The organism is Escherichia sp. E13S3, from assembly GCF_004212325.1.
Taxonomy (GTDB): domain Bacteria; phylum Pseudomonadota; class Gammaproteobacteria; order Enterobacterales; family Enterobacteriaceae; genus Escherichia.
Genome location: NZ_RHJR01000036.1, coordinates 1 through 1,915, shown reverse-complemented (window position 1 = coordinate 1,915; position 1,915 = coordinate 1). Strand labels below are relative to the sequence as shown.

1 protein-coding gene and 1 pseudogene are annotated in these 1,915 nt (G+C 40.7%); both read right to left on the bottom strand.

Annotated elements, in window-relative coordinates:
• A pseudogene (locus tag D9597_RS23060) lies at positions 1-1,098 on the bottom strand (autotransporter outer membrane beta-barrel domain-containing protein); the annotation flags it as partial.
• 557 nt (positions 1,099-1,655) lie between these two features.
• On the bottom strand, positions 1,656-1,915 hold a 260-nt coding region (locus D9597_RS23055; protein ID WP_130224940.1), incomplete at its 5' end, for an autotransporter outer membrane beta-barrel domain-containing protein.

Genomic DNA, 1,915 nt, shown 5'->3' with positions numbered 1-1,915 from the left:
ACTGTCGACAATATAATCGGATTTTGGGCTGAAGGTATTTTCTTTACCTGCGCGCAGACTTCCGTTGCTAATATAAGTATTACCGGTATAGATATTCGAGCCGGATAATGTGGTTGTCCCGGAACCTACCTGGTTAACCTGGCCGTTCCCCTGGATAGGTGAGGCCAGCAGAAAATCGGTACTGGAGTGATTAAAGTTTACTATCGAAGAGGAAGAAGCATCTGCGGCTCCCAAATGAATAAATGGCGTATTAATCGAACCAGCAGGCTGTTCAGCCGCACCTTGCGCACCACCAATATTTAAAATGCCTGTGGCGCCAGGTGCGAGAGTAACCCAGATAAACGAATTGGCATTGATTGTTGCACCATTATTAACGGTAAGGATACCGGTAGTATTAAAAGCAACATCTGGACTGAATCCACCAAGATAAACATATTTAGCATTCAATGTTGAATTTTTACCATCAACCAGAACCTCGCCATAACTATCACGATTTTTTGATGCACTATTGCCTGGATAAGAATATCCAATAGCTACCTGAGCTGAGGTAGTGAGTGTACCGCCATTCGTAATACGTAAATTGCCAATTCCCTGATCGCCAACAAGAGCAATGTTAGAGGAAACCGATGAGTTTTCCCCATCAATAACCATCAACCCTTTGGCATCACCATAATACTCACCAATCCTTAGTTCCTGCAGGCCACTTATCTTACTGCCTTCTAACACATATACCGTGCCGGAACCTTCATTTGTACCCAAATACAAGTTGGATGTAGAACTATTAAACTGCCAGTTGGTATGGTTGGATAAAGTGAGGGTACCTTCAGAGTTATTACCTACGGTAGCACTGGCAGTAATAAATGAAAGATTATCAATAAGTAATGAGCCATTAGAGTCTTTACCTACAGTCAAAGAAGTAAAATTATCCCATCCGGGATCGTAACCTTCAGAGGCAATGATTTTTACCTCTTCGCCATTATTAATGATAACAACGCTATTTGCATCTGTGGGTGGGGTTACGGCCAGGGATATGGGTGTAAATAATATCGTTGAAATGGCTATGGACAGGGTTGATAAAGCATGTTTTCTTAACTTCATATCACTCACTTTCATCCTTAAAAATTAAATGGCGAGATGTTTCTTATTGCACTGTTTTTCTTCCTGAAGCCTTGTAAGGCGTAACCATGCAAGTTGCTAAATAAGAATATCTGTAATATTAGATGCAATAAATTTATTAAAGTGTTAGTTGTTCATTGCATTGATAGGTTTTAGTGGTTTGTACGTGGAGTTAATGCGGTTTTTTTATGTCGTTTAGAAAAAAGCACATCTAATAATCCTAAAGCTTATGTAAGTGAAATAAAAAAAGGTATGAAAATCACATTAATAGATGGTTGGTGGCTTTTTTGTTCAGAAAAATAATGCGGCTTATGTGAATTTCATATTGGATTTTAGCGGACGCAGGAATTTGGGATTTTTATGAAAATTAATTTAAGGAACACCAGCGATAATTGTCATGAGCGTTATTAAACAACAGGAGAGATGTGGCTATTGTTGAGAAAAATACAAATATATTCCCTTTTTCTGTAGATTTTTCCTAACAAAGGCCGTGGATCTAAAAAGAGAGCCACCTGTACGTGACAGGTGGCAAAGTGGCATTAAAAGAGATATTTCATGCCCAGCATTCCCTGGGTATCACTGTAACCGTTGTCGCCCAACTGCTGGGCGACGTTGCCCCACAGTTGCAGACGCGGAGTAATCTGACCTTCCACCCCCGCTTTTAACTCGCCAGTGTTACGCGCGCCGATGATCTCATCGCCGATGTGATCCATCTTCACGCTGTAATTGCGGGAGTTATAAACCCAGTTGGCTTCCACGAAAGGCTGGAAAGAACGCTCTTTATGATCATCAATAGCAT